Here is a 22508-nt window from a genome sequence, read left to right as displayed (position 1 = left end):
CGCCGCCGGTGATCGGCGGCGCCCGGCCGGCATCATTTCCGGGCGGGTTCGGCCGGGTCCGTCAGGCGCCCGGCGAGCATCGCGGCGAGCGCCGCGGTGCTCCCGTAGGTCCACAGGAGCGTGGGCGACAGCTTCATGCCGAACGCCGATTCCAGTCGGTTGCGCAGCTCCAGGCTCATCAGCGAGTCAAGCCCAAGGGACTTGAAGGGCGCTTCACGGTCGATGGAGCCGGCCTCGAGCCGCAGGACCCGGCCGGCCAGCTCGCGGACCTTGCCCTCGACCAGGGTCGGGCGTTCGGCGTCGTCCGCCCGGCGCACCCGGCCCAGGAACTCCTCGGCGCCGCCGGGCCCGCCGCCGTCCCGGGCGAGCAGGGCCATGACGCCCCAGCTGGGCTGGGCCGCGGTCTCCGGGTAGGCGTCGAACCAGTGCCGGGCGTCCAGCGGGACGTACGACACCACCCGGCCGGGTCCGTCCAGCAGGTGCGCGAGGGCCTGCCAGGCCTCCGCGGCGGTGAAACCGGACATGCCGTGGTCGGCGAGCCGGTCACCGCGGATCGCGTCGTCGGCGGCGAGGCCGATGTCGGCGAACGGGCCCCACTGGACGGCGAGCGCGGGCCGCCCCCGCCGCCGCCTGGCCTCGGCCAGCGCGTCCATGTAGACGTTGCCCGCCGCGTACCCGGCCTGGCCGGGGTTGCCGACCAGTCCGGCCACCGAGGAGAACAGCACGAACAGGTCGAGCGGGTCGTCCCGGGTGAGCTCGTCCAGGTGGCGTGACCCGTCGACCTTCGGCCCCAGGACCTTCACCAGCTGATCGGCGGTCAGGTTGCCGATGACGGCGTCGTCGAGCACGCCCGCCGCGTGGAACACGCCGCGCAGCGGCGGCAGCTGCCCCCGTACGGCGTCCAGTGCCGTGGCCAGCGCCGCACGGTCGGCGACGTCGACGGCGAGCGTGGTGACCTCGGTGCCCCGCGTCCTGAGCTCCTCGATACGGCGCTCGGCGGCGGCACCGGGCCGGGAACGGCCGAGCAGGACGACGGAGCGGGCGCCGCGGTCCGCGAGGAACTCCGTGAGGGACAGACCGAGCGCGCCCAGTCCGCCGGTGACGAGATAGGTGGCGTCGGGCCGCAGCCGGCCCGCCGGCAGCGGTTCCGGAGCGACGGAGGCGACCCGGCCGGGCCCGGTGAGCACGAGCTTGCCGGTGTGCTCCCCACGGGCCATGGAACGCAGCACCTCGGCGGCGTCGGCGAACGGGTGCTCGGTGACCGGCAGCGGCGGCAGGGTGCCGTCGGTCACGCGCTGCCAGACCGCGTCCAGGATCCGCGCGAAGCGGGCCGGGCGGCGGGTGATCAGACCGGCCACGTCGACCGCCGCGAAGCTGGTGCCCTTGGCGAAGCTGCGCAGGCCGAGGGTGCGCGAGGCGTAGATGTCCCGCTTGCCGACCTCGATGAACCGGCCGTCCTCGGCGAGCACGGCCAGGCCCTGCTCGATCGCCGCGCCCGCCAGCGAGTTGAGGACCACGTCCACGCCCCGCCCGCCGGTGATCCGCCGTACCTCGTCGGCCCAGGACAGGTCGCGGGAGTTCAGGACGTGCTCGATGCCCATCTCCCGCAGCGCCGCCCGCTTGGCCTCGGTGCCGGCCGTGGCGACGACGCGGGCGCCCAGGGCGCGGGCCACACCGACCGCGGCCAGCCCCAGTCCGCCGGCCGCGGAGTGGATCAGCACGGTCTCCCCGGCCTCCAGCGCCGCCTTCTCCGCCAGGGAGTACCAGGCGGTGGCGGTGACCAGCGGCAGGGCGGCGGCCTGGGCGGGCGTCAGCCGCTCCGGAAGCGGCCTGACGTGCTCGGCGCGCGCCGTCAGGTGCGAGGCGAGGGCACCGAAGCCGCAGGCCACCACCCGGTCGCCGACGGCGACCCCGGTCACCCCGGGGCCCACCGCGGTGACCGTGCCGGCGCACTCGCCGCCCAGCAGCCCGGCACCGGCCGAGTCGTCGGGATAGGTGCCCATGGCCTTCATGACGTCGATGAAGTTGACGGCGGCCGCCTCGACCGCCACCTCGACCTGGCCGGCGGCGGGCGCGCTGCGGGCCAGCGGACGGAACGCCAGCCCCTCCCACAGTCCCGACGCGTCCGGGCGCAGCCGGAACGGCTGGGCCGCCCCCGTCCACGGCAGCCGTGCCGTGACCGGGTCCTCCTCCTCGCCGCGCACCAGCCGGCCCACCAGGCGCCGGTCGCCGCGCAGCACGGTCTGGTCCTCGGTGTCCGCGGACAGCAGCAGCGCGGTGAGCGGCCCGGTCCAGTCGCCGGCCGCGGCGCGCACGTCGACCAGCGACGCGGCGAGCTCGGGGTGTTCGCGGCGCAGCACCCGGCCGAAGCCCCAGTACAGCGCCGCCCCCGGGTCGGGTGACTCGTCGGCGGACACGCTCTGCGCCCCGTCGGTGACCACCACGGTCCGCGGCGGCACCGGCAGCGCGGTGGCCGCCCGGACCACGTCGGCGAGCCGGAGCAGTCCGGCCCGCTGGTCCGCGAGGCCACGCTCCGCGCCGGGCGCCAGGAAGACCAGCCCGTCGGGGGCGTCGCCCTCGCGCAGCCGGTCCGCCGCGTCCGGCCCGGCCGGCAGCACGGTGGCGGTGGCGCCCCGGGCGGTGAGCGCGGCGGCCAGTTCCGCGCCGGTGCCGGCGGCGTCGTACAGCACCCAGTGGCCGGTGCGCACGGCCGGCGCCGCGGACGTCCCGTCGGCGGCCCGGAACTCCAGCCGGTGCAGCCGCGCCGGGTCCACCCGCCGCTCGTCGCCCGCCTCGATGGTCTGGAACCGCAGGCCCGCCATGCCCAGTACGGGCCGGCCCTCGTCGTCGTGGCAGACCAGGTCGAAGGTGTCGTCGCCGGTGCGGTGCGCGTGCGCCGAGACGGCGGTGACGACCGCGTCCCGGCCGAGTGCGAGGTCGACGCGGGCCACGGCGGTCGGCACGACCGTGGCGCCGCCCGGCACCAGGGCGAGGGTGACCTGGAGCGCGGCGTCCCACAGCGCGGGGTGCAGTTCGCCGGGGCGCACCCCGGCCAGGCAGGAGTCGGGCAGCCGTACGGTCCCGGCGGCCCGGTCGCCGGCCACGCGCAGCGCGGTCACGCCGCGGAAGGCGGGCCCGTAGTTCAGTCCGCGGGCGGCGCAGTCGGCGTAGAAGGCGTCGGCCTCCAGTTCCCGGGCGTCCTCCGGCAGTCCGGGCGGGACCGGCAGGTCCTGGCCGCCGGCGCCCGCGCGGGCGGTGGCGTGCCGGGTCCAGGTGTCCGCGCCCTCGGGCAGCGAGGTGAGGGTGAAGCCCGCCGAGTCGGCGCCGTCCTCGCGCCACAGGGCGCCGACGCGGACCGGCTCGTCGGTGAGCGTCAGATCGCTGCGGAACCGTACGGAGTGCAGGGCCTCGGGGTGCTGCCCGGTGCGGGCCCGGGCGGCGGCCACCGCCAGCGCCAGCATCGCCGCGCCGGGCAGCACCACGGCGTCGTACACCCGGTGGTCGCGCAGCCAGGGCAGGTCGTGAAGGGACAGTTCGGTACGGCCCTCGTGGACGTCCTGCTCGGTGGCGGACGGGGTGAACGCGAAGGCCAGGCCACCGCCCGGCGCCGTGCTGCGCCGGGGCACGTCGGGCAGCCAGAAACGGGACCGCTGCCACGGGTACGGCGGCACGGCCGCCCCCGGCCGGGCGGGCAGCGCGCCGAACGGGGCCAGGCCCTCCGTGTAGGCGCGGCCCAGCGCGCGGGTGAAGTCGGTGAGCGCGCCCTCCTCGCGGCGCAGACTGGGCAGCACCGCCACGGGTGTCTCCCGCGCGGCCGCCAGCTGCTCCACGGCCGGCGTCAGCACCGGGTGCGGGCTGATCTCCACGACGTGGGTGACCCCGGCGTCCAGCAGGGCGGACAGGGCGTCCGCGAACATCACCGGCCGGCGCAGGTTGGCGGCCCAGTAGGCGGCGTCCAGTTCCTCGCCGCCGATCTCCCGGCCGACCACCGTGGACATCATCGGCACGGCGCCGTCGCGGGGCCGTACGGGCGCGAGCACCTCGACCAGCTCGTCGGTGAGCTCGTCCATGTGGTGGCAGTGCGAGGCGTAGTCGACGTTGACCAGGCGGCAGAACGTGCCGTCCGCCTCCAGCAGCTCCCGCAGCATCAGCACCGCGTCCGTGTCGCCCGACAGCACGCAGGAGGACGGGCCGTTGTTCACGGCCAGGGACACGCTGTCCTCGAAGCCCTCCAGGGCCTTCTCGGCCTCCGCCACCCCGAGGTCGACGGCGAGCATCCGCCCCCGGCCCGCGGTGCGCTTGGCGAGCCGACTGCGCAGCGCGATGATCCGCGCCCCGTCCTCGTAGGACAGGTGCCCGGCGATGGTCGCGGCCGTCACCTCGCCCTGGCTGTGCCCGACCACGACGTCCGGTGCGACGCCGGCCGCCCGCCACAGCTCGGCGATGCCCAGGGACATCGCCCACAGGGTCGGCTGGAGCATCTCGACGTGCTCCAGCCAGTCGTCGCCCGCCGTGCCGGAGACGATGGCCTCCAGGTCCCACGGGAAGTGCGGGTCCAGCGCCCGGGCGCAGCGCCGGATCACCTGCGCGAACAGCGGGGACTCGGCGTACAGCCGCCGGCCCATGCCGGCCCACTGCGAGCCCTGCCCGGGCAGCACGAAGGCGACCCGGCCGCGCTCCCTGGCCCGGCCGGTGACCACTCCCGGGATCTCCGCGCCGGGGTCGGCGGCGAACAGGCCCAGCCGGTCCCGCAGCTCGGCGGCGTCGGAGGCGGTGACCGCGGCGCGCGCCGGGAAGTGGTCGCGCTCGTTGCCGAGCGTCCCGGCCAGGCGTACGACACCGTCGGCGTCCTCGGGCAGTGCGGCGAGCACGTCCTCGGCGCGGCGGCGCAGCGCGGCGTCGTTGTGCGCGGTCAGCGGCAGCAGCAGCGCGCCGGGCGCGGGCACCGAGGGGGGCTCGTGCACGGGCGGGGTGCGCAGCACCACGTGGGCGTTGGTGCCGCCCCAGCCGAAGGAGTTGACGCCCGCGTACAGGGTGCCGTCGGCCGGCAGGTCGACCGGCTCGGTGGCGACCTTCAGGTTGTGCTCGGCGAACGGGATCTTCGGGTTGGGCTCCTCGGCGTGCAGGCTGCGCGGGATGTGCCGGTGCCGCAGCGCCAGCACGGTCTTGACCAGCCCGGCCAGTCCGGCCGCCGCCTCCAGGTGACCGATGTTGCTCTTGGCGGAGCCGATGAGCAGCGGCCCGGAGCCGGCGGGGCGGGCCCGGCCCAGGGCGCCGCCCAGCGCCTCGGTCTCGATCGGGTCGCCGCGCAGGGTGCCGGTGCCGTGCGCCTCGACGTAGGCGAGCCGGTCCAGGGGGACGCCCGCCCGCTCGTACACCCGGCGCAGGAGGTCCGCCTGCGCCTCGATGTTGGGGGAGACCAGGCTGTGCCCGCCGCCGTCGTTGTTGACGGCGCTGTCCACGATGACGCCGTGGACGCGGTCGCCGTCGGCGATCGCCCGGTCCAGCCGCTTGAGCCAGACCCCGACCGCCCCCTCGCCGCGCACGAACCCGTTGGCCCGGGCGGAGAACGCCCGGCAGTGGCCGTCGGGCGACAGGCCGCCGAAGTGGGTCAGCCCGATGGAGTTGTCGGGCGCCAGGATCAGGTTGACGCCGCCGACGAAGGCGCCGTCGAGGTCGCCGGAGCGCAGCGCGCCCGCGGCCAGGTCCAGCGCGACCAGGCCGGAGGAGCAGCCCGTCTCCACGACCATGCTGGGGCCCCGCAGCCCGAGGAAGTACGAGATGCGGGCCGCGATGATGTCCAGGGCGCTGCCGACGGCGGTGTGCTGGGTGGTCGGGACCCCCCGCTCCTTGCGGTTGGTCTGGTAGTCGTGCCACAGCGCGCCCACGTACACGCCGGTGCGGCTGCCGCGGACGGCGGCGGCCGGCACGCCGGCGTGCTCCAGGGTCAGCCAGCCGATCTCCAGCATCAGCCGCTGCTGCGGATCGAGGTCCTCCGCCTCGCGCGGCGAGATGCCGAAGAACCCCGGGTCGAACTGGTCGATGTCGTCCAGGAGCGCGGCCACCGAGGGGATCTTCCTGGCCGGGTCGAGCTGCGCGGAGGTGTCCCAGCGCTCCGGCGGCACCGGACGCACCGCCTCCGCGCCGTCGGTCAGCAGCCGCCAGTACGCGTCGATGTCCGGTGCGCCCGGGAAACGGCCCGCCATGCCGATCACCGCGATCGGCACCGGCCGGCCTGCGGCGGACGGGGACTCGTCAGTCATGCGTGCTCACCTCGAAGGGGCTCGGGTCGGCGGCGTCGACCGCGCGCGGCCCGCCGGTGCGGGCGAGGGCCAGGTCGGCGTCGTCGATGGCGTGCTGGGCGTTGATGACCTTGTTGAAGACCCGGTACTTGCCGGGGAACGCGTTGAGCAGGCGGAAGCGGAGCCGGCGCAGCCGCACCCCGCGCGGGTCGCCGACCGCGAGCGCGGCCTCCTGCATCCGCTGGAAGCGGGTGACGTGCGTCTTGTGCGCGCGCCGCGCGGCCACGAAGTCGGCCAGCTCGGCCCGGGTGACGACACGCTCCGGGCCGCCGCGGGCGAGGGCGCGGGACAGGACCGGGACCAGCGTGATCGAGTCCTGCATGGCGAGGTTGACCCCCTGGCCGAGGATCGGCGTCGCGGTGTGCGAGGCGTCCCCGATCAGCAGCAGGCCGTCGCGCGCCCACTGCTCCATCTCCGCGGTGAAGATCTCCAGGAAGCCGGTGTCGTCCCAGGACCGCAGGTGCTCGTCGACGAGCGGCGCGAGCTGCGGGGAGATCCGCATGATGCCCTGCTTGAAGGCGTCGAAGCCGGCGGCGCGCAGCTCGCCCAGCCCCCGCTTGGGCAGGTTGTGGCCGACGCGCAGCGTGTCCGGGAAGGTCGGCAGGATCACCAGGTGCTTGTCCCGCTCGACGACGAGCTGGGCGGCGCTGCCCCACTCCGGCGGCCGGGGCAGCTTGAACGACAGGAAGTCGCGGGCCATCGGCTGGATGTCGGCGGCGAGTCCGGACGCCTTGCGGACCTTGGAGAAGCGTCCGTCGGCGCCGATCACGATCCGGGCGCGCACCGGCACCCGCTCCTCGCGCCCCCGGCCCAGGACCGCGCCGCGTATCTCGCCGCTTTTTTCGATGAGCGAGGAGAAGCTCCAGCCCTTCAGGTAGACGTAGCCCTGGAGGTCCTCCGCGGCCCGGTTGAAGATGCGGATCAGGGAGGGCTGCGGAATGTCGATGGGCAGCGGCTGGTCCTTGAACCGGCGGTAGTCGACGTGCAGCACCGGGCGGCCCTCGGCGACGGTGGTGACCGAGGTGGTCTCCAGGAAGCCGTGCGCGCGCAGGGCCGGGCCGAAGCCCAGCCGGTTCAGGGAGGTCACCGACGGCGCGGCGATGGTCTCCCCGCGGAAGCTGCGCTCCAGGTCGGTCTGCTTCTCCACCAGGACGGTACGGATGCCGCGGCGGGCCAGCAGCGTGGCGAGCAGGGAGCCGGCCGGGCCGCCCCCGATGACGAGGACGTCGGTCTCGGCCGGCGCGCGGCCGGCCACGGACGGGTTGGTGTGATCGGTCATGCCGGCTCCCAGTTCTCCAGCCGGCTCTTCACGCCGGCGAGGATTTCGGCGGCCATCGCGCCGTCGATGACGCGGTGGTCGAAGACGAGCGAGAGGGTCAGGACGGGCGCGACGACCACGCTGCCCGCGCGTACGGTGGCGGCGTCGGCGATGTGGCCGACACCGAACCCGAGCGTCCCGGAGATCAGCGGCAGGATCGCCCCGACCGGCTCGTGGCCGATCGAGGTGACCGCGAAGGTGCCCTGCAGCAGGGCCCGCCGCCCCGGGTCGCGGGACATGACCCGGTACAGCAGCCGGAACGCCGGCAGCGGCAGCCGCTGGAGCCGGCGCACCCGGGCGAACGGCCCGTCCGGGTCCTCCACCCGGGCCTTCTTGTAGACGTCGATGGTGCTCTGCACGCCGTGCACGTCCTTGTCCTGGACGTCCGGCACCGTGCCGGAGACCACGCAGCGCTGCCCGTCGACGGTCTTGTCGAACAGCACCTTGGCGTGCACGGACGGCGACACGCTGAGCCGCGGCGCACGGCCGCCGCGGAACACGGCGCGGGCCTCGGGGTACTTGTCGAGGACGTCGGCGGCGGCCTTCACGACGTAACTGACGTAGGAGGCGGGCCGCTCGGCCGCGGCCCGCGCGGCCCGCAGCGCGGTGGCGTCCACGTCCGCCATGAGGTACACGTGCGCGGTGCGGCGCGCCTCCTCCAGGAAGATGTACGTCCCCCGCCGCGCCGCGGGCAGCGGGACGGTGGCCATCGGGGTGCTCACGGCGCCTGCCCCCCGGCGGCGGCCACCACCGCGCCGATGTCGCCCGCGGTCTCGGCCGCGGCGAACCGCTCGTAGTCGAGCGGGGCGCCGGTCTCGCGCTCCAGGGCGACCAGGACGCGCAGCGCGTTGACGGAGTCCCAGCCCTCGACGGCGGACAGCGGGGTGTCCGGGCCGAGCGCGTCCTCGTCGGCGTCCAGCAGCCGGGCGATGGTCTCGACGACCGTCCGCTCGGCCGTGTCCAGGGCGGATGCTGTTCCCTCAGGGGGCATGGAAGGTCCCTTCGCCGGGGCCGATGCGCACCCATGCGGGCAGCTCGGCGAGTTGGGTGAGGTCGTGCCGGAAGTCGCCGCCCTGGCCGGTGAAGCCGAGCGAGGGGTAGAACTCCGCGAACCGCGCGTTCTTCGCCGTCGGTACGTGCCGCCCGCGCACGGCGGGGGCGCCCGCCTCCCGCGCGGCCCGCAGGACGAGCCCGACGACCGCGTCCTCCACGGACCGGGAGAACACCCGGCAGGAGAGCACGAAGTTCTCGATCAGCCAGGCGCCGTCCGGTTCGCGGACCAGGGTCAGCGCGGCGGCCAGGCCGTTGTCGCCGAACGCGTCGGTGACCCGGACGCCGTAGCAGCCGGCCGAGCCGTCCGCCACCGCCCGGGCCAGCTCGTCCGCGCCGTAGCGGATGCCGGTCAGGTTGAACTGGTTGGTCTTGCCGAAGAGCTGGGCGATCCGCGCCGCGTTGAGCGGGCCGTGGGCCTCCACCGTGATCGCGGTGCCCAGCTCGCGCAGGTAGTCCTCGACGTCGGTGACCGTCTCGCGCAGCCGCTCCCGCTCGGCGCGGGCCCGGTACATCGCCCCGCGGTCGCGGTCCTCCTCGGTCAGCCGCAGCTGGTTGAACCGGCCGGAGGCGGCGAGCGCGGAGGCGTAACCGGCCGGGTCGGCCGGCAGGTCCACCACGGTCACCTCGGGCCGCTGCCGGGCCATCAGGCCGCGCTCGGCCGGATTGTCGTCGACGAAGACCATCGCGTCGGTCCCGATGTTCAGCTCGGCGGCGATGTCCGCGACGTTGCCCGGCTTGGGGTCCCAGTTGGCGCGGAACGCGGCGAAGTCCCCGGCGCGCAGCACCATCTCGGGGTGCGTGTCGATCGCCTCGCGGGCCACGGCCTCGTCGTTCTTGGAGCACACGGCGAGCAGCACGCCCTGCCGCGACAGGTCCTTGGCCAGGCGCTGCAGCTCGCTGTGGGCCGACCCGGGGAACGCCCCGCCGATCTTCAGCGCGCCCACGCCGTCGTCACCGACGACGCCGCCCCACAGGGTGTGGTCCAGGTCGAGCACGAGGCACTTGGCGGCCCGGCCCAGCCGGGCCAGCACCACGCGGGCGACCTCACGGGCGTAGGCGTCCAGGAACTGAGGCCCGTAGGCGTGCGAGGCGATGTGCCGCATGCGGTCGGTGGCCGCCCAGCGGGCGCCGGCCCGTTCGGCGAGCGCGTCCGCGGACAGCACCACGGCGCCCGGGCGTCCGGCGAGGTCGAGCACGGCCGCGTTCATGCGCTGCCAGGCTGCTTCGACGCGCGCCCGGGTGGCGTAGTCGACGAACCGGTCGCGCCGGGCGGCGCTCAACGGCACGGTGTTCAGCACCGCGAGGGTACCGAGATGACGCTCGTACGCCTGGAGCCAGGACGCCAGTTCGGCGGGGAACGCGGCACAGCGCGCCACCACCTCGTCGGCGTCCAGCGGGTCGGTGACCTTCTCGAAGACGGCGGTGTCGTCCAGGAGGCAGGCGGTGACGGCCGGCCGGTGCTCCCGCAGCGTCGGCGCCCCGGCCAGGATCTCCATCCGCCACTGGTTGAAGCCGGTGGCCGCCGTGTCCGGCTGGACGCCCTCGGCCAGCAGCGCGGCCGTCAGCAGGGGCGGTACGGGGTCGGCGGTGGAGGAGCCGAGCAGCGCCAGGGGTACGGGGGTGAACGCGCCGGACTCCGCGAGCGCGGTGCGGGCCGCCCGGCCGTCGAGCAGCGCGCCGGCCGCCTCCCGGTCGAGGGGGTCGCCGAGGGCGGCGAGGACCGCGCGCACCCGGTGGGCCGAGCCGCCGAGGTCCCCGGCGCGCTTCAGGGCCCGCAGCTCCGACAGGTCGCCGGCGGCCGGACGGGCGGGGGCCGTGGTCATCGCACGGCTCCGTTCCGGTGGCGCAGGGCCAGGCCCGACAGGATCCACTTGGAGGACTCGACGTTCGCCACCAGCAGCCGGCCGCCGGACCCGAGGCCGGACCGGATGCGCTGCATGGCCCGGTTGAGCTGGACGAAGGGCACGGCGTTGCCGTTGTTGCCGGTGTCCGCCACGCAGTTGACGGCCTGTTCGGGCCGGACGCCCAGACGCTTGCGGATGCCGTCGGTCATCACCCCGTTGAGCTGGGGCAGCAGCACGTGCTCGACCTCGTCCAGCCGCCAGCCGGTCTCGGCCGCCAGCTCCTTGAAGATGGTCTCGGCGTGCTCCGGCACGTGGTGCTCGATGGCCTTGTAGTCCTCCTCGCCCCACGGTTCGCGCACCGGGCCGTCGGGCCCGTCCGTCACCGGCGCGCCCTCGGTGCCGAACCAGCGGGCGACCTGCGCGGGCGAGCGGCCCATGCCGGTGGTGCGCAGGAAGAGGTGCTCGACCAGCAGCCCCGGCCCGTCCTGGTCGGCGTCGACCACGACCGCGCCGGCACCGTCCCCGAACAGGGCGAAGTTGATCAGCTCGGCCGGTGACATGCCGGCGATCTCGCCGCTGGAGGGGAACAGCTTCAGACAGGTGTCGGCGCCGATGACCAGCCCCCGGCGCAGCCCGGAGGCCAGCAGCGCGCGGGCGGTGTAGAGGCCGGTGAGGGCACCGGCGCAGCCCGACATCAGCTGGAAGGTGGGCACGTCGTTGAGGCCGATGCGGTCGGCGACCAGGTTGACGGTGGCCGGCATCAGGTGGTCGGGGGAGGCGGTGGTCAGTACCAGGAAGTCGAGGGACGCCACGTCGGTGCCGGCGTCGGCGAGCGCGGCGGTGGCCGCGGCCACCGCGAGGTCCGAGGTGCTCTTGGGGACGGAGGGCGGGGAGTCCGCCCGGCAGAAGTACCGGGAGCGGTTCCCGGTCATCATGTCCAGCCACTTCTCGTGCAGGCCGAAGCGCTCGGCCATGTCGCGGTTGGTGACCGGCTCGCCGGGGAGGACCTCGCTGAATCCGCTGAGCCTCATGCCGCCACCTCCGCGAGGACGGTGTTGACGAGGTCGAGCAGGGCGCGCGGTGTGTCCGCGGCGGCGATCCGGTCCCGGTCCAGCTCCACGCCGTACTCCCGCTGGATGCGGCCGGTGGTCTGGAGCAGCATCAACGAGTCGCACTCCAGGTCCTCGAAGACGACGTCGAGGGCCCGGGTGTCGATGACGCTCGCGGACCCGTGGTCCTGGAACTCGAGCATGATCGCGCCGAGTTCCCGGAGGGTGAGTTGTGCCATGGTCGGTTACCCCTTCGCAGGCGGCGGTTCGTCCGTTCGGCGTGGTCGGGTCGTGCCGGCGCGGCCCTGTCGTCCGTACCGCTCCTACGGCGGTCCGGTGGGCCCGGCGGGCCCGGTGGTCCGGTGGCCCGGCGGTCCGGTGGGCCCGGCGGGCCCGGTGGCCCGGTGGCCCGGCGGTCCGGTGGGCCCGGCGGCGCGTGGTGCGGTGCGATCGCCGGGTGCCGGGATGCTTCTCGCGGAGCACCTGCGCGCGCGGTGGGAAGTGACGAGTGCGGTCCGGACACGGTCCAGGGGCCGGGACAGCGGGCTTGTGGCCTCTGTCCCGGCCCGGGCGCCTCCGATGGACGCCGCCCCAGGTCCCGAAGCGGTCTCATCGGCGAGTCCACAGTGGCGCTGAGGGCTTGACACGACCTCGAGCCGGGGTGGAAGGGGCGGGGCCGTCGAGCGGGCCGGCCCGACGGTGCGGCTTCCTGCTGCGGAACGGCGCGCGCGGGAGCCACCGGGGCGGGCGGAAGGGCACGCCGGCGGCGTCCCGGGCGGCCGTTGCCGTACGGGAGGCGGCCCCCGCCGGCCCCGTTGCCGACCCCGCCCGGTTCCGTGCCGGGGCCGACGCCGTACGCCCCGGGCCGCGGCGCAGTGCGCACGGAACCGGCCCCGTGACGCCCGCCAGGGCGTCACGGGGCCGTTCGGGGTGCGTGGTGCGGCTCAGCGGTCCAGGGAGCCGATGGCCGCCAGGATCTGCCGGTTCAGGGCCGTGCCGGCGCGGGTGTCCGGCTGGTCCGAGCGCCGGGTGTCCTGCAGGGCGAGGGCCGCGAGATGGCCCGTGGGCAGGTCGAACGTGGCGAACCGCCAGGTGTCGTCGGCGACGGGCGTTCCGTCGGACCGTTCGAGCAGGATCGTTTCGGCTGCGGCGCTCCCGTCGGTCCCCTCGATCCCCGCCGGCCCCGTCCCCTCGTCCGCGTCCCCGCCCGTGCGGAACCCGAACTCGGTGAACGGGAACCTCAGTCCCTGCCCCAGGGCCTTGCTGTACGCCTCCTTCAGCGTCCACAACGACAGCAGCAGCCCGTTGCGCTCCTCGTCCGCCGTCGCGGCCAGCCGCAGCCGTTCCGGGGCCGTGCACATCAGGGTCTCCACGTCCCGCCCGCTCAACCGCCGCTTGAGCGGCTCGGCGTCGATCCCGATCAACCCCAGCGAGGTGATCCCGCACATCAGCAGGTCGCCGGTGTGGCTCAGGCTCACGTCGATCTGGTCGTGACCGCGCAGGTGCACCCGCCCGTTGAGCCCGTAGCTGAGCTCCAGGGAGGTCGCCTCCGTGCCCAGCGCCACCGCCGCGCTGTGCCGGATCAGCAGCCGGGTCGCCAGGAACCGGTCACGCAGCTGCTCGCCGTTCAGCTTGCTGTAGCGCGCCCAGTCCCGACCGAGCAGGAAGCGGCGTTCGGCCTCCGGCGGCAGCAGCGGGCGCCAGTCGGCGAGCGAGGCGTACACCAGGCCCACGCCCGAGGTGTCCAGGTCGTGCAGGAGCCGGGCCCAGGGCCCGGAGGGCCCGTCGACCCGGCTCGGCGGGGGCAGGGGCGGCCGGCGGCCGCCACGCAGCGGGCTCATCCCGCGCACCCGGAGCGCAGCAGGTCCAGGCTGTGCGGGACACGGACCCGCTCCAGCACCTCGTCGCACAACTGGCCCTCGATCGAGCGGGGCAGCGCCGGCACGGACCTGCCCACCCGGCGCAGCAGCCGGTGCAGGGCGAGCGCCGCCCACGCCGGGTCGGTGAGGAAGGCGTCGCCGCCCGCGCCCGCGTTCAGCCACACGCCGACGCAGGCCGCCGCGGCCAGCACCAGCGCGTACCGCTCGCTGAGCGGGAAGCTGTGCGTGTCCAGCAGTAGACCGCCCGCGGAGCCGGTGAGCCTGCCCGCCTCCTCGCGGATCTCGGCCGCCTCGGCGCACAGCCCGGCGACCAGCTCCCGCAGCAGGTCCGCGTGGTCCTGCCCGGTGAGCGCGTCGGGCAGCCGGAGCGCGGCGTGGGCGAGGTAGTCGAGCAGTCCGTCGCCGCCGCCGAACACGGCGAGCCGCTCGCCGTCCATGGGCGGCAGCGGCACCTCGAGCCGGAACAGATCGGCGGGGGTCGGGGCCGCGGCGGGCGCGCCGGGCGCCAGCGCCGGCAGGTAGGGCGCGATCACCGACTGGCAGATGGCGCTGCTGACGTGCCCGAACGTGATCGTGGACAGGTCCCGCAGGTGCTTGCGGAAGACGGCGTTGTGGCCCTGGTCGGCGTGGAACGCGTCGCCCATCACGGCCGACAGGTCGTACAGGGCCTCGCTGACGATCTTGGGCACGATGTACTTGGTGACCGCGGTGAGCACGTCGCACTGGTCGGGCAGCAGATGCACCGAACGGCTCGCCGTCAGCGAGAGGCAGTCGGCGACCAGCAGGTCGACGAAGGTCCCGGCGATCGCCGAACGGGTCGACGCGTCCCCGGCCGGCCCGCCGAACTCCCGTTCCTGTGCGGCCCGTACGGCGGCCCGCAGCGCGGTGTCGGCGAGCCCGACGGTCATGGACGGGAAGACGGCGTGCACGGCGGGGTAGGCGCGCAGGCTCAGCGCGACGCCGTCGCCCCAGGTGCCGACCAGCGACTCGCCCGGCAACGGGCAGTCGACGAACTCCAGGCCGGCCGCCTGCACGCCCCGTACCCCGGTCGTCCGGTGCCGGCCGAGGGCACGTACGCGCGTGGGCGGCACCATGGCCGGGTCGAACATCAGGATCGAGTAGTCGGTGTCCCCGTCGCCGGTGCGCACGAAGCCGATGACGAGCTCCGCCGTGTGCGCGTTGTTGATGGCGTTCTTGCGGCCGTTGAGCCGCAGCATGCCGTCGTCGCTCCAGGCGGCGGTGTACTCCTGGGAGTGGAACGCGCTCTCGTGCTCGAAGCGCTGGCAGGCCACTCCCACCGTGCCGCCCCGCAGGATCACCGAGGCCATCCGGCCGCACTGGCGCGTGTCGCCGTTCAGCCAGACCATCTGGGCGCCCAGGAACGGGGTGAAGCCGTGGCTGAAGGCCAGGGCCGGGTCGCGGCGGAAGACCGGCCGCATCACCAGGCCGAGCAGGTCGGCGCCGGCCATCCGCCCGCCGAGCGACTCGGGTACCAGCTCGGCGGGCAGACCGAGGCTCTGGAACCGCCGGACGCCGACCGCCGAGGTCTGCCCCGACCGGTCCGCCTCCAGGACCGCGTCGAACCCCGTCGGGTTGTCGGGGTGCCACGGATCGCCCAGGCCGTCCTCGATCTCGTCGAGGCGCGCACGGAGCCGGGTCAGCCGGTCGGGCCGCCATTGTGAGTCGCCGCCGGTGACGGCGGCGATGATGTCGTCGTGTTCCTGCATGGTCACCCCAGGGCGGTCGCGTAGGACAGTCCTTCGCACGGTGACCCCATGGGCTGGAGACACCCTCGACCGGGAGTCGAGGCGGTGTTCCGGGCGGGTTGCCGACGGGCATCGGGGGCATCGAGGGCATCGGGGGCTTGGGGGGCATCGGGTGGGGCCGGGGGACGGGGACGCACGGACCCGGGGAGGAGGGCAGGGCAGGACGGGGCCGGAGGGGCCGTGGTGGGGCGGAGGGGCCGTGGTGGTGGGGCGGAGGACCCGGGGCGGGGCGGAAGGACCGAGGTGGGCCGGAGGGGTGGGGCGGGGCCGGAGGGGCTGGGGGAGCCGGGCGGGCAGGGCTGACCGGGGCGGTCAGCGGCGCCAGGCCCGCCGCCGTGGCGGCGTCACCCCGTCCACCAGCCAGCGCCGTACCGCGCGGTCCGACGGCGCGGTGCCGCCCCCGGCCGGGAAGGCGCGGAACTCGCTGTGCGCCAGGGCGAGTCTCAGCAGGGCCAGGTCCTGCGGCGGGGTGAGGGGGTCATCGGCCGTGTAGGCGACGCGCACCAGCCCCTTCAGTGCGTAGAGCGTCTCCGGGCGCAGCGCCAGAGCACCGAGCGCCTCGGGCAGCAGGTCGCGGCGACCGGCCCCGGTCATCCGTACGAGGGAGTCCAGGTCGTCCTTGGGAAGGGACAGCAGCAGCTCCGGTTCGTCGAACAGCCGGGCCACCGGCGCGCCGACGAGCTGGACGACCCGGACCCGGTCGTCCCGGGCGGCGGTGTCCAGCGCGAGCCGCCCGCCGAGGCCGAAGCCGATCACGTGGACGTGCTCGGTCACCGCGTTCCGGGCGCAGTCGTCGATGAGGCGGGAGAGCGACGCCTCGAAGTGGCCCGGGCGCAACGGCGCCGGGGCCGGCGCGGTGGCGACCACGGCGTGTCCGCGGCGCACCAGCCGGGTCAGCAACGGTACGTACCGGTGCGGTCCGCCGAGGCTTCCCGTGATCACGACGACCAAGGGCCTCGGCCGCCGGCGGTCCAGCCCTGCGCTCCACCACACCGGCCTCTCGCCTGCCATCAGACCCCGGCCACGTGACCGGTAACAGGGCTGGTCATCACTTACTCCTCCCACGGCGGCACGACGGCCCGCGGTTCTCGGAAAAACGGCACGAGTGTCCCCGCAGCGGCTCGAGGGCCGCTGAAGCCGGAGGCAGGGGGAGGGCCGCCTCCGCGTCGAGCCCGGTTCGAGCCGGACGTGAGCGCACCGGGGAACGCTCACGGGAGGGGGCGGCCGGCAGAAGGAGACGGGTGTGGGACGCAGACGAGGCGGTGTGGTGGTGCGCCGAGCGGTGAGCGTCGTGACGGCGGTCTACCGGGCGCTGGTCGTCCACGGAGCGTGCTGGGTGCCGCTCCCGGCACAGGAGTTGCGGCGGTTCCTGGACGGCGGGTACGCGGGTGCCGGGGAGGGCCGCCAGGGCGCGGGTGCCGGGGAGGGCGGCCCGTACGCGGGTGCCGGACACGGCGGCCGGTACGCGGATGGCGGGCAGGGCGACGACGACGGCGTACCGTCCGACGGGCACCCGAACCCGCATCCGCACCCGAACCCGCATCCGCACCCGGACCCGCACCGGGACGGGCGGTCCGCGCGCGGTGTGCGGTTGACGGGACCCGGACCCGGGCATCCGGAACGGTTGCGGCGGGACATCCCGCTCACTGCCCTGGAGCGGCGGCTGCGGCGGGAGCTGGACGCGCGTTGAGCGGGGCCGGTCAGACGGTCAGCCGGGAGGAGGCCTCCCGGGGGTCCGCCGTCTCCGCGACCGGCACCGCGTCCGCCGGCACCTGGACGACCAGCCGGAAGACCCCCGCCTCGTCGTCCCTGCCGGGCCCCACGCGCAGCCCGCCCCCGACGGAGGCGACCCGGGCGGCCAGGTTGCCGAGCCCCGTGCCGCTGGACGCGGTGCTCGCCGGCATCGAACTGCCCGCGCCGACACCGTCGTTGACCATCTCCAGCTCGACGAGCGCCTCCTTCTCGTCCGTCGACGTGGTGATCGAGCAGGTGCTGGACTGGCTGTGCCGCAGCATGTTGGTCACGCCCTCGCGCAGCACCGTCGCCAGGATGGTGTTGGCGGTGGACGACAGACCGGTGACGGACACGTCGATACGGGCGTCTATGCCGGCCGCCTTGAGGACCGAGCGGGCCGACTCCGCCTCCACCAGCAGCGACATGTCCCGGTAGCCGCGCGCCACTTCACGCACGTCGGCCAGTGCCTGCCGGGCGATCGTGAGCACCTCGGCGACCTCGTCCCGGGCCCGCTGCGGGTTGTTGTCGATCAGCCGGGCGATCAGCTCGTTCTTCAGCGTGATGGAGGAGAGGCTGTAGCCGAGCAGGTCGTGCAGGTCGCGGGCGAACCTCAGCCGTTCCCGGGCGACCGCCATGCGGGCCAGCTCGTCACGGGACGCGTGGATGGCGGCCGCCAGTGAGGCGAGCCGGGCCACCGCGAACAGGACCAGCCCGGTGAGCGCCGTCGACACCCCCATGTACGCGACGTTCACGGCGCCGAGCGACTGGAGTGCCGAGATCACCACGACGGCGGCCGTGGTCAGGCCGAACAGGGCCCAGCCGGTGCCCCGCGGCAGCAGGAGCAGCAACGACCCGGCGAGGAAACCGGCCATGCCGCCCCACTGCCAGCCGAAGGCGACGAGCGGGGTGAAGGTCAGCACCGCCTGCAGCACGAGGCTCCACGGCAGCACGCGGGTGCGCAGGGCCGCCATGTGCGGGGCGGAGTGGAGGTACTGCAGGGCCGCGAGCACCGGAGGTACTCCCACGCACGTCATGAGTTCCGCGCCGCCGGGAGCGGAGTCCAGCACGTTCACCAACTGCATGAGCAGGTAGCCCGCGAAGACCACGACGACCAGGACCGAGGCGATGGCCGGACTCGGGGCCGCGGAACTGACCGCGGACAGGTCCGGCGCGGCGGAACCGGTCCGGTTCGGCGGAACCCTGCGTCTGCGTTCGGTCATCTGCGACACCAGACCTCCAGTCGTCCTGGACCCCCGAACCGGCGTCCGAATCATAACGGAGGTGTGCATCCTGTGGAGGCTTCAGACAGGGCTTCCGGGGAGATGCCTGCTTTCCGGTAAAAGGTCCTGATCGCCGGCCCGGTTGACACGGGAATATGGCGACCAGTGAAGAATTCACATCCCCACACATGAGCCGCTAACTGGCTCGGGGCCAGCGGGATTGCGTTAACTCATGCCCAGCACAGAGGCGCAGCACCTTCACCGCACCGATCGCACCGCACCGGTCGCACCGCACCGGTCGCACCGCACGATCGCGCAGCACTGATCGCAGCACCGATCGCAAGGACAGTCCGGCGCCCCGCACGGCCCGGCGCGGAGGCGGCAGTTCCGGCCACCGCGTCCAGGGCCCCGCTCCGCGGCGCCGCCCATGCGGTCGTCGGCACTCCGTACGACGCCCTGGCTCACCGGCCCGCGGGACGACCGCGCCGGCGCGCACCAGCCGGGACACCGCGCACAGCACGTCCCATGCAGCCCTGACGACATCCGGCGCCCGTGCGCGCCGTGCGAACCCAAGGGAGTCACCATGAACCAGTCCGTCTTCGCCGACCGGCAGTTCGACTCGTTCCTCGGCACCCCTGACGACGAGCTCCGCTTCGCCGAGCTGATGACCCACGCGTTCCTCGACCCGGAGACCGCCAGCCGCTACGCCACCGCCCCGTCCTCGGTCCTGGCCGAGTTCGGACTCGTGGTCGGTGCCGACACCCGGACGCCGGCCCTGCCGCGGCCCGCCGGGGAGGGCGTCGTGCGCGAGGACTACTCCGGACTGGGGGACGCGGGCGTGTGCCTGCTGACGCTGTGCATCGCCGACACGGAGTACGGCACGGTCGCCGGAACGGCCGCCGCGACCCGCTGAACCCGCTGAACCACACGACGACAGGGGGAGAGAGCATTGCGAGTGGGGTTCAGAAGACACGTACGCGCCGAGGTCGTCCCGGGCGAGGGGACGTACGTCGTGTCCGAACGGGGCATCGTCGCCTTCGAGGACGATCGGGTGGAGGTGGTCGCTCCGCTGCTGGACGGCACGAGGGACTTCCGCACCCTGGTCGCCGACGCGGCACCCCGGTGTTCCGCGCTGGACGTGGCGATGGCCATCGGCAGGCTGAGCGAGGCCGAACTGATCAGCGGCGTTCCCGGACCACCGACGGGCGGACCGGCCTCCGGACCGGCCTCCGGACCGGCCGGCGGGTCCGGCGGGTCCGGCGGGGAGCCGACCGCGGCGGCCACCGGCCCGAGTTCGGGCCCGAGCGTGAAACCCGGCACGAGCACGAGACCCGGCACGAGCACGAGCACGGGCCTGAGACCCGGCACGGGCCTGAGGCCCGGCACGATCCCGATCCCGAGCCCCAGCACGACCCCATCCCCGCCCCCGCACCCCGCCGCGCCCCGCCGGCCGGACCCCGCCGAGCCGGCCCCGGCCGAGGGTGCCGTCGAGGCCTACTGGGAACTGGCGGGAGCGCCCGGACCGTCGAGCTCTCTCGCGGTACGGGTCGAGGCGCTCGGCGACGCCGACGCGCGGGCCGTCGCCCGGGCCTGCGCCGCCTCCGGCCTGACCGTGACCGACGACGTCGCGGACGCCGCTCTGACCCTGGTCGTCTGCGACGACTACCTCGATCCGGCGCTGCGCGCGCTGGACGAGCGGCAGCGTGCGGCAGGCCACCCCTGGCTGCTGGCCAAGCCGCACGGAACCACCCCCTGGGTCGGCCCCGTCTTCCGGCCCGGCGCGTCGGCCTGCTGGCAGTGCCTGGCCCACCGGATGGCCGGGCACCGGGCCACCGAGGCACATCTGCGGGCCCGCCTCGGCCGCTCCGTGCCGCACCCGCCGGCCGAGACCTCCGCGAGCCTCATGATCGGCCACCAGCTGGCCGTGGCCGAGGGCCTGAAGTGGCTGGCCGGCCACCGCTACCCGGGCCAGGACGGCGTGCTGACCTTCGACACCATCGGCTTCACCAGCCGGCTGCACCCGCTGCGCGCACGACCGCAGTGCCCGGGCTGCGGCGACCCCACGCTGGTGGCCCGCCGGGTGCTCCGCCCGGTGACGCCGGTCTCCCGGCCGAAGGCCGAGCGCACCGGCAACGGGCACCGGGCCGTCACCGCGGAACAGACCCTGCGCACCTACGAGCACCTGATCAGCCCGATCACCGGAGTGGTCAAGGCGGTCGAACGCGACCCGCGCGGTCCCGCCGAGTTCAACTCCTTCCGCGCCGGACACAACCACGCACGCGGCGCCCACGGCCTGACCGGCGCCGCCTCCCGGCTGCGCGGCGAGAGCGGCGGCAAGGGGATGACCGAACTCGACGCCCGGGTCAGCGCGCTGTGCGAGTCCCTGGAGCGGCACTCGGGCACCTTCCAGGGCGGGGAACCCGTCGTACGGGCGAGCTGGCACCAGGTGGCGGACCGCGCCGTGCACCCCGCCGACTGCCTGCTCCACCACTCGCGCCAGGGGGTCGCCCCCTTCGACGAGGACGCCCCCGCGGACTGGACGCCCGTGTGGTCCCTGACCCGCGGCGAGCAGCGCCTGCTGCCCACGGCCCTGCTGTACTACGACGCGCCGCGCACCCCCGGGCTCGGCTGTGTGCGGGCGGACTCCAACGGCAACGCGGGCGGCACCAGCCTGGAGGACGCCGTCGTCCAGGGCTTCCTGGAACTCGTGGAGCGCGACGCGGTCGCCCTGTGGTGGTACAACCGCACCCGGCAGCCCGGTGTCGACCTCGACTCCTTCGAGGAGCCCTGGATCGACCGGATCCGTACCGTGCACGCCGCGCTGGGGCGTGAGGTGTGGGCGCTCGACGTCACCTCCGACTTCGGGATCCCCGCCTTCGCGGCGGTCACCCGGCGCGTCGGCGGTGCCACCGAGGACGTCCTGTTCGGCTTCGGCGCCCACTTCGACCCGTCCGTGGCGCTGTGCCGCGCACTGGCGGAGATGAACCAGATGATGCCGGCCGTCGTCGGCGCCGGGCCCGGGGGAACCGGCTACGGGTGCCCGGACGAGCGGCTGACCGCATGGTGGCGCACCGCGACCGTGGCAGGGCACCCCTACCTGCTGCCGGACCCCGCCACCCCGCCCCGCACCCGGGCCGGCTACCGCTACACGCCCCGCGCCGATCTGCTGGACGACGTCACGGCCATCCGCGCGGCCGTCGCCGAGCGGGGCATGGAACTGCTCGTCCTCGACCAGACGCGGCCGGACATCGGCCTCCCGGTGGTCAAGACGATCGTGCCCGGCATGCGGCACTTCTGGGCCAGGTTCGCGCCCGGCCGGCTGTACGACGTCCCCGTCGCGCTCGGCCGGCTCGCCGAGCCGACACCGTACGAGCGGCTCAATCCGGTGCCGATGTTCTTGTAGACGCCGGGAAAATGGCCCGTGTCGCCTGGTATGTCCCGCCACTTGTTCAAAATCGCGGCAATACCGGGAACCCGACTGTTCACGAGCCCCTCTCGTCGTCGGCTCCGGCACGTACTGTGTCTTCCGGCCAACTCGTGCGGGGGCGCGGGCGGCCGGAGGGGGGTCGCGAACTCGTGATCAGGATCCTGATTGCGGAAGACATGCGCATGCTGCGGCGGGCACTGGTGGAACTCATCTCCATGCAGCCCGACATCGAGGTCGTCGCCGAACTGGAGTCGGGCGCGGACATCGTCCGCGAGGCGGAGGCCCGCAAGCCGGACGTGGCCGTCCTGGACATCGAACTCCCGGTCCTGGACGGCCTGTCCGCGGCCCAGGAGATGCACGAACGCGGCCTGGGCACCCAGGTGCTGATCCTCACCAGTCTCGGCCGGCCCAACCACCTGCGCCGGGCCCTGGACGCGAACGTCCGGGGGTTCATGCTCAAGGACGCCGGACCGGACCGGCTCGCCGACGCCATCCGTGCCGTCGCCAGGGGGGACCGGGTCTTCGACCCGCAGCTGACGCTCGCCGCCCTCGACCACGTGGAGTGCCCGCTCACACCGCGCGAGTCGGACGTGCTGCGGCTCGCCGCGTCCGGCGACGACGTCGGCGACATCGCCAAGAGCCTGCACCTGTCCGTGGGAACGGTGCGCAACTACCTGACGACGGTCGTCTACAAGCTCGGCGCCCGCAACCGCGTCGACGCGATCCGCATCGCCCGCTCGTCGGGCTGGCTTTGAATCCTCCCCTCCCCGAAGTCATCCACAAGGGGAGGGGATTCCTGGCTCAGGCTGCCTCCGGGAGCAGCGTTCCAGGAGGTCTTCCGCCCTCGACGCCAGCCGGGTCGAGACCAGCGCAGGAATCAGGTGAAGTCCTCACGGTGCGGCCGTGACGGATTCA

15 protein-coding genes are annotated in these 22508 nt (G+C 74.6%); 4 read left to right on the top strand and 11 right to left on the bottom strand.

Annotation, left to right across the window (positions count from 1 at the left end; translation table 11 throughout):
- Positions 1-32: 32 nt before the first annotated feature.
- The 10 genes from ACP4IX_RS23410 to ACP4IX_RS23365 all read right to left on the bottom strand — a co-directional run bounded on the left by ACP4IX_RS23410 (position 33) and on the right by ACP4IX_RS23365 (position 16154).
- A complete protein-coding gene (locus ACP4IX_RS23410) occupies positions 33-6263 on the bottom strand; it encodes an SDR family NAD(P)-dependent oxidoreductase (protein ID WP_426556534.1) in 6231 nt (2076 codons plus the stop codon).
- Positions 6256-7581 (bottom strand): FAD-dependent monooxygenase, encoded by a 1326-nt coding sequence (locus tag ACP4IX_RS23405; RefSeq protein ID WP_426556533.1) that lies wholly within the window; start codon positions 7579-7581, stop codon positions 6256-6258. Before ACP4IX_RS23405 ends, ACP4IX_RS23410 begins: the two co-directional genes overlap by 8 nt.
- Positions 7578-8342 carry a 2-oxo acid dehydrogenase subunit E2 gene (locus ACP4IX_RS23400; protein ID WP_426526394.1) on the bottom strand — a complete coding sequence of 255 codons (765 nt, stop codon included), beginning with the start codon at positions 8340-8342 and terminating at the stop codon, positions 7578-7580. The genes ACP4IX_RS23405 and ACP4IX_RS23400 overlap by 4 nt, the downstream gene beginning before the upstream one ends.
- Positions 8339-8611 carry an acyl carrier protein gene (locus ACP4IX_RS23395; protein ID WP_426556532.1) on the bottom strand — a complete coding sequence of 91 codons (273 nt, stop codon included), beginning with the start codon at positions 8609-8611 and terminating at the stop codon, positions 8339-8341. Before ACP4IX_RS23395 ends, ACP4IX_RS23400 begins: the two co-directional genes overlap by 4 nt.
- A complete protein-coding gene (locus ACP4IX_RS23390; RefSeq protein WP_426556531.1) occupies positions 8601-10496 on the bottom strand; it encodes an HAD-IIIC family phosphatase in 1896 nt (631 codons plus the stop codon). The genes ACP4IX_RS23395 and ACP4IX_RS23390 overlap by 11 nt, the downstream gene beginning before the upstream one ends.
- On the bottom strand, positions 10493-11548 hold the full coding sequence (locus ACP4IX_RS23385; protein WP_426556530.1) for a 3-oxoacyl-ACP synthase III family protein: 1056 nt from the start codon (positions 11546-11548) through the stop codon (positions 10493-10495). Before ACP4IX_RS23385 ends, ACP4IX_RS23390 begins: the two co-directional genes overlap by 4 nt.
- Positions 11545-11805: an acyl carrier protein gene (locus ACP4IX_RS23380; RefSeq protein WP_398135827.1), complete on the bottom strand. Its 261-nt coding sequence runs from the start codon at positions 11803-11805 to the stop codon at positions 11545-11547. The genes ACP4IX_RS23385 and ACP4IX_RS23380 overlap by 4 nt, the downstream gene beginning before the upstream one ends.
- Positions 11806-12510: 705 nt before the next feature.
- A complete protein-coding gene (locus ACP4IX_RS23375; RefSeq protein ID WP_426523722.1) occupies positions 12511-13407 on the bottom strand; it encodes a 4'-phosphopantetheinyl transferase family protein in 897 nt (298 codons plus the stop codon).
- On the bottom strand, positions 13404-15179 hold the full coding sequence (locus ACP4IX_RS23370) for an acyl-CoA dehydrogenase (RefSeq protein ID WP_426556529.1): 1776 nt from the start codon (positions 15177-15179) through the stop codon (positions 13404-13406). Before ACP4IX_RS23370 ends, ACP4IX_RS23375 begins: the two co-directional genes overlap by 4 nt.
- Positions 15180-15524: 345 nt before the next feature.
- Positions 15525-16154, bottom strand: coding sequence for an alpha/beta fold hydrolase (locus tag ACP4IX_RS23365; protein WP_426523724.1), 630 nt, complete (start codon positions 16152-16154; stop codon positions 15525-15527).
- A 301-nt stretch (positions 16155-16455) separates the two neighbouring features.
- Between ACP4IX_RS23365 and ACP4IX_RS23360 the strand changes: the two genes are divergently transcribed.
- Positions 16456-16902, top strand: a complete 447-nt coding sequence (locus ACP4IX_RS23360) for a DUF6059 family protein (RefSeq protein WP_426556528.1) — start codon at positions 16456-16458, stop codon at positions 16900-16902.
- Between the two features lie 10 nt (positions 16903-16912).
- Here ACP4IX_RS23360 and ACP4IX_RS23355 read toward each other — a convergent pair whose 3' ends face one another.
- A complete protein-coding gene (locus ACP4IX_RS23355; RefSeq protein ID WP_426523726.1) occupies positions 16913-18166 on the bottom strand; it encodes a sensor histidine kinase in 1254 nt (417 codons plus the stop codon).
- A 583-nt stretch (positions 18167-18749) separates the two neighbouring features.
- On the opposite strand from ACP4IX_RS23355, the gene ACP4IX_RS23350 reads away from it, so the two are divergent.
- From ACP4IX_RS23350 to ACP4IX_RS23340, 3 genes are all read left to right on the top strand, one after another.
- Complete coding sequence (locus tag ACP4IX_RS23350) at positions 18750-19079, top strand: hypothetical protein (RefSeq protein ID WP_426523727.1); 330 nt, start codon at positions 18750-18752, stop codon at positions 19077-19079.
- Between the two features lie 42 nt (positions 19080-19121).
- On the top strand, positions 19122-21569 hold the full coding sequence (locus tag ACP4IX_RS23345) for a TOMM precursor leader peptide-binding protein (protein WP_426556527.1): 2448 nt from the start codon (positions 19122-19124) through the stop codon (positions 21567-21569).
- Between the two features lie 173 nt (positions 21570-21742).
- Positions 21743-22348, top strand: a complete 606-nt coding sequence (locus ACP4IX_RS23340; protein ID WP_426523729.1) for a response regulator transcription factor — start codon at positions 21743-21745, stop codon at positions 22346-22348.
- Positions 22349-22508 lie beyond the last annotated feature (160 nt).

This window comes from Streptomyces sp. WG5 (assembly GCF_049974565.1).
Classification (GTDB): Bacteria; Actinomycetota; Actinomycetes; order Streptomycetales; family Streptomycetaceae; genus Streptomyces.
This window is presented reverse-complemented; position numbering and strand designations above follow the sequence as displayed.

What these genes read in the sequence shown, in the direction of transcription:
- ACP4IX_RS23410 (WP_426556534.1), bottom strand. Translation starts at nt 6,263, where the DNA reads ATGACTGACGAGTCCCCGTCCGCCGCAGGCCGGCCGGTGCCGATCGCG.
- ACP4IX_RS23405 (WP_426556533.1), bottom strand. Translation starts at nt 7,581, where the DNA reads ATGACCGATCACACCAACCCGTCCGTGGCCGGCCGCGCGCCGGCCGAG.
- ACP4IX_RS23395 (WP_426556532.1), bottom strand. Translation starts at nt 8,611, where the DNA reads ATGCCCCCTGAGGGAACAGCATCCGCCCTGGACACGGCCGAGCGGACG.
- ACP4IX_RS23390 (WP_426556531.1), bottom strand. Translation starts at nt 10,496, where the DNA reads ATGACCACGGCCCCCGCCCGTCCGGCCGCCGGCGACCTGTCGGAGCTG.
- ACP4IX_RS23385 (WP_426556530.1), bottom strand. Translation starts at nt 11,548, where the DNA reads ATGAGGCTCAGCGGATTCAGCGAGGTCCTCCCCGGCGAGCCGGTCACC.
- ACP4IX_RS23380 (WP_398135827.1), bottom strand. Translation starts at nt 11,805, where the DNA reads ATGGCACAACTCACCCTCCGGGAACTCGGCGCGATCATGCTCGAGTTC.
- ACP4IX_RS23375 (WP_426523722.1), bottom strand. Translation starts at nt 13,407, where the DNA reads ATGAGCCCGCTGCGTGGCGGCCGCCGGCCGCCCCTGCCCCCGCCGAGC.
- ACP4IX_RS23355 (WP_426523726.1), bottom strand. Translation starts at nt 18,166, where the DNA reads ATGACCGAACGCAGACGCAGGGTTCCGCCGAACCGGACCGGTTCCGCC.
- ACP4IX_RS23350 (WP_426523727.1), top strand. Translation starts at nt 18,750, where the DNA reads ATGAACCAGTCCGTCTTCGCCGACCGGCAGTTCGACTCGTTCCTCGGC.